The organism is Rhizobacter sp. P2_H2 (assembly GCF_056403375.1).
This window is the reverse complement of sequence record NZ_JBFUFP010000439.1, coordinates 1-4,288: the sequence shown is the minus strand read 5'-3', so window position 1 is coordinate 4,288 and position 4,288 is coordinate 1. Positions and strand designations below refer to the sequence as shown.

The following is a 4,288-nucleotide window of genomic DNA, read 5'->3' as shown; positions in this document are numbered from 1 at the left end:
GCGCACCGTCGGCCGTGACGACGCGGATGCGCCAGGTCTGCATCGGCAGCGTCTGGCCGCGGCGCGACCAGAACCAGGTGAAGTACAGGCCGTAGATGATGAAGGCGATGTAGCGCAGTTCCACGCCGTGCTCGCGGCCGCTGACGGCGACGAAGAGGGCGCCGATCGCGCCGGGGATCAGCCCGATGCCGAACAGGATCAGCGCTTCGTAGACGAAGCAGGCCATGCRGCGCTTCAGGCTGGGCGCGCGCAGCGGCGCGTCGGCCAGCGCCGGCGTTGAACTCATCGGTGGGGCTTGCCGCTGGCAGGCGCCGACGCGGGGACCGAGCGGGTCGCCGCGGCCTGCGGTCCGCGCTTGGGCAGCAGGGTGGCGCTGTCGACGAGCCCGGGTGCCGTCGCGATCTTCGGCAGGCCGGTTTGCTGGTGGGTCGGCGGGGTCGGGCGCTTGGAGATCAGGTTGGTCGTCGCGCCCGGCTGCGCCTGCGCGACGGTGGGGGCCACGGCCTTCGGGCGGGCGGCATAGGCGGTGTTCGGCACGATGCTCGACTTCGCGTCGGATGCGTTGCCGTCAGGTTCCTTGTTGCCCTTGGCCGGTGCGGGCTTGTGCTCGGCGCGTTYGGCCAGCTGCTTGCGCTGGTCGGGCGGCAGGGCCTTGTAGGCTTCCCACTGGGACTTGCGGTCCTGCGGCGCGACCTGCTGGGCTTCCTTGAAGTTCAGCCGGGCCTCGGCGCGCTCCTTCGGCGTCAGCTTGGCCCACTCGGCCATCCGCGACTGCACGCGTGCCTGCTCGGCCGGCGGCAGCGTGGCGAAGCGCTCCGAGATCTCGACCCACTTGCGGCGGCGTGGGGCATCGATGCCGGCCCAGTCCCGCTCCAGCGGGCGCAGCGCGTGCTGCTGCGCCGGCGTCAGCGTCGACCAGGCGGGGCCGCTTCCGTTTCCGGCGGGCGCTTGCTGCGACCACGCCAAGCCTGCGCAGGCCAGCAGCGCACCGGCCAGCAGCGGCACGAAGCGGCTGCGCAGCGCGGGTGCGGCATGGTCTTTGTCGAGGCGTCGAGTCACGAGCGCCCCGATCAATCGCGAGGGGTCTTCAGGAATTCCACGAAGCCGGGATCGCTGTAGGCGTCCGGCGGCACGTCGTCGGACAGCAAGCTGGCGTCGATTTCAGCTGCGGCCGAAATCTGCGAGCTGCTGTGCCAGCGCTGGATCAGGATCAGGCCGGCGGCCAGCACGACCAGCGGCAGCACCGAGGCGATCTTGACGCCCCAGCCGCCCAGCAGGGCAAGCGACGGGCCGGAACGGGAGACCGAGCCGGCCGTCTCGGCCACCAGCTTCGTGCGGGCACGCTCGAGCGCCTGCTCGCGCGCGAAGCGCAGGCGTTCGGAGATGTCGGGGGAGACGGCCTGGGATTGCTCGGTCAGGCGGGCGGACAGGCGAAGGGCGAAGCGGGTCTGGAGGGCGTCCAGTTCGGCGGCGGTGCGCGGTGCGGAATTTTGGCGGCTGTTCATAGTTGGATCCCCTTCGACTTGAGGGCGTTGGCCAGCGCATGCACGGCACGCGAGCAATGGGTCTTCACGCTTCCTTCCGAGCACCCCATCACGGCGGCCGTCTCGGCAACATCGAGTTCCTCCCAGTAACGCAGCAGAAAGGCTTCCCGTTGACGCGTCGGAAGCTGGGCCACCTGCGCTTCGATCGCCAGCAGGATCTGGGCCCGGGACACCGAATCGGCAGCGCTTTCAGTGGCGGTGGAGTCGTCCTGGACCGCCAGAGTTTCCAGCAAATCGAAATCCCCGTCGTCGCTGGCGGATTCGAACTCGGAAAAATTCCGCACGACGGCATTGCGCACCTTCTGGCGCCGGAACCAGTCCATCGTCGCATTCGACAGGATGCGCTGGAACACCAGCGGCAATTCCTCGGCAGGGCGGTCGAAGTATTTCTCGGCCAGCCGGATCATCGAATCCTGGACGATGTCGAGGGCCGCATCGTCATCCCGCACGGCGTACACCGCGCGCTTGAAGGCACGCTTCTCGACGCTCTTGAGGAAATCGGAGAGTTCTTTTTCAGATGCCAAGGGGGGTGCGCCTCGGGCCGGGCAGCCTGCCAAAACGGGGCGGATTATCTCACCGCTACCCGGCCGGGCGTCCCTTTCGCCGGAGATCGCTGCAAACCGGTGCCATAATCGCCCGTTGCACAACATTCGGTCTTGACTCAGCTGCCCGACCGCGGGCGTTGCAGTTTCTGGCCGCGCAGGTACCACACCCGCCTCACGAGGGCTGGGAAAGGTGCACCGATGGTTTTTCGTCAGAGAAATTCACAAAGGTTCAACATGGACATGTCTGCCGCGGAAATCAAGCGTGCCGCTTCGGCACAACCGCACCCTTCCTCTCCCTCCGCCGAGCCGAACGGCTCCGAAATCCTCGTCCGCTGCCTCCAGGCCGAGAACGTCAAGTTCCTTTGGGGCTACCCTGGCGGCGCCGTCCTCTACATCTACGACGCGCTGTACAAGCAGGACACCATCGAGCACGTGCTGGTCCGCCATGAACAGGCGGCGGTCCATGCGGCCGACGGCTATGCCCGCGCCACCGGCAATGTCGGCGTCGCGCTGGTCACCTCGGGGCCGGGCGTCACGAATGCCATCACCGGCATCGCGACCGCCTACATGGATTCGATTCCGATGGTGATCATCACCGGGCAGGTTCCGACGCCGGCGATCGGCCTCGATGCCTTCCAGGAATGCGACACCGTCGGCATCACCCGGCCGATCGTCAAGCACAACTTCCTCGTGAAGGACGTGCGCGACCTCGCGATGACGCTCAAGAAGGCGTTCCACATCGCCCGCACCGGCCGTCCCGGCCCGGTCGTGGTCGACATCCCGAAGGACGTGTCGCAGAAGACGACCCCGTTCCACTACCCGCAGAGCGTCGAGATGCGCTCGTACAACCCGGTCCGCAAGGGCCATGGCGGGCAGATCCGCAAGGCGGTGCAACTGCTGCTGGCGGCCAGGCGGCCTTATATCTACACCGGCGGCGGCGTGGTGCTGGGCAGTGCGTCGGCCGAACTGCGCGAGCTGGTCAACCTGCTCGGCTACCCGGTCACCAACACGCTGATGGGGCTGGGCTCGTTCCCGTCCAGCGACCCGAAGTTCCTCGGCATGCTCGGCATGCACGGCACCTACGAAGCCAACATGACGATGCAGAACTGCGACGTCCTGCTGGCCGTCGGTGCGCGCTTCGACGACCGCGTCATCGGCAACCCGAAGCACTTCGCGTCGGTCGAGCGCAAGATCGTCCACATCGACATCGATCCGTCGTCGATCTCGAAGCGCGTCAAGGTCGACATCCCGATCGTCGGCGACGTGAAGGACGTGCTGCAGGAGCTGATCGCCCAGATCCGCGAGGGCCAGGCCCGTCCCGACGCGCCGGCGCTGTCGGCCTGGTGGACCCAGATCAACGAGTGGCGCAAGCGCGACTGCCTGTCGTACAAGCACAGCACCGAGGTCATCAAGCCGCAGTCCGTCGTCGAGAAGCTCTGGGAGCTGACGAAGGATCGCGACACCTACATCACGTCCGATGTCGGCCAGCACCAGATGTGGGCCGCGCAGTTCTACCGGTTCGACGAGCCGCGCCGCTGGATCAATTCCGGCGGCCTGGGCACGATGGGCGTCGGGCTGCCGTACGCGATGGGCATCAAGCTCGCGAAGCCCGATGCGGATGTGTTCTGCATCACCGGCGAAGGCTCGATCCAGATGTGCATCCAGGAGCTGTCGACCTGCCTGCAGTACAAGACGCCGGTCAAGATCGTGTCGCTGAACAACCGCTACCTCGGCATGGTGCGGCAGTGGCAGGAACTCGACTACGGCGGCCGCTACTCGCACAGCTACATGGACGCGCTGYCCAATTTCGTCAAGCTGGCCGAGGCCTATGGCCATGTCGGCCTGCTGGTCGAGAAGCCGTCTGACGTGGAGCCGGCGCTGCGCGAGGCCATCCGGCTGAAGGACCGGACGGTGTTCCTCGACATTCGCACCGATCCGACCGAGAACGTCTGGCCGATGGTCCAGGCCGGCAAGGGCATCAGCGAGATGCTGCTGGGGTCCGAAGACCTGTGACGCGCTGAACACCGGCCAGGGCGGCGCGTTACCGCGCGCCGTCGACCGCCGGTGGAATGCGCGATCGCCGCTTCGGCCATCGAGGGTTTCAACTTTCCATCATCGACACAGCGTGGCCAAGGACCGTCGGTTACCGCCGCCGGGCTGAAGAGCGCGCTCCAACGACCATGAAACACATCATTGCCT

At 66.9% G+C, this 4,288-nt stretch carries 5 protein-coding genes; 1 reads left to right on the top strand and 4 read right to left on the bottom strand.

All coding sequences use genetic code 11. From position 1 onward, the window contains the following. The 4 genes from AC1D15_RS19880 to AC1D15_RS19865 all read right to left on the bottom strand — a co-directional run. Window positions 1-286 (bottom strand): RDD family protein (locus AC1D15_RS19880; RefSeq protein WP_477827332.1); only part of this gene is annotated, 286 nt, incomplete at its 3' end. Beyond that, window positions 283-1,059 (bottom strand): DUF3106 domain-containing protein, encoded by a 777-nt coding sequence (locus tag AC1D15_RS19875; protein WP_477827331.1) that lies wholly within the window; start codon window positions 1,057-1,059, stop codon window positions 283-285. The genes AC1D15_RS19880 and AC1D15_RS19875, both read right to left, overlap by 4 nt. A gap of 11 nt (window positions 1,060-1,070) precedes the next feature. Further along, a complete protein-coding gene (locus tag AC1D15_RS19870; protein ID WP_465112486.1) occupies window positions 1,071-1,505 on the bottom strand; it encodes a DUF3619 family protein in 435 nt (144 codons plus the stop codon). Continuing rightward, window positions 1,502-2,068 carry an RNA polymerase sigma factor gene (locus AC1D15_RS19865; protein ID WP_465112487.1) on the bottom strand — a complete coding sequence of 189 codons (567 nt, stop codon included), beginning with the start codon at window positions 2,066-2,068 and terminating at the stop codon, window positions 1,502-1,504. Before AC1D15_RS19865 ends, AC1D15_RS19870 begins: the two co-directional genes overlap by 4 nt. Window positions 2,069-2,323: 255 nt before the next feature. On the opposite strand from AC1D15_RS19865, the gene AC1D15_RS19860 reads away from it, so the two are divergent. After that, window positions 2,324-4,102 carry an acetolactate synthase 3 catalytic subunit gene (locus AC1D15_RS19860; RefSeq protein ID WP_477827330.1) on the top strand — a complete coding sequence of 593 codons (1,779 nt, stop codon included), beginning with the start codon at window positions 2,324-2,326 and terminating at the stop codon, window positions 4,100-4,102. The last annotated feature ends 186 nt before the right edge of the window (window positions 4,103-4,288 follow it).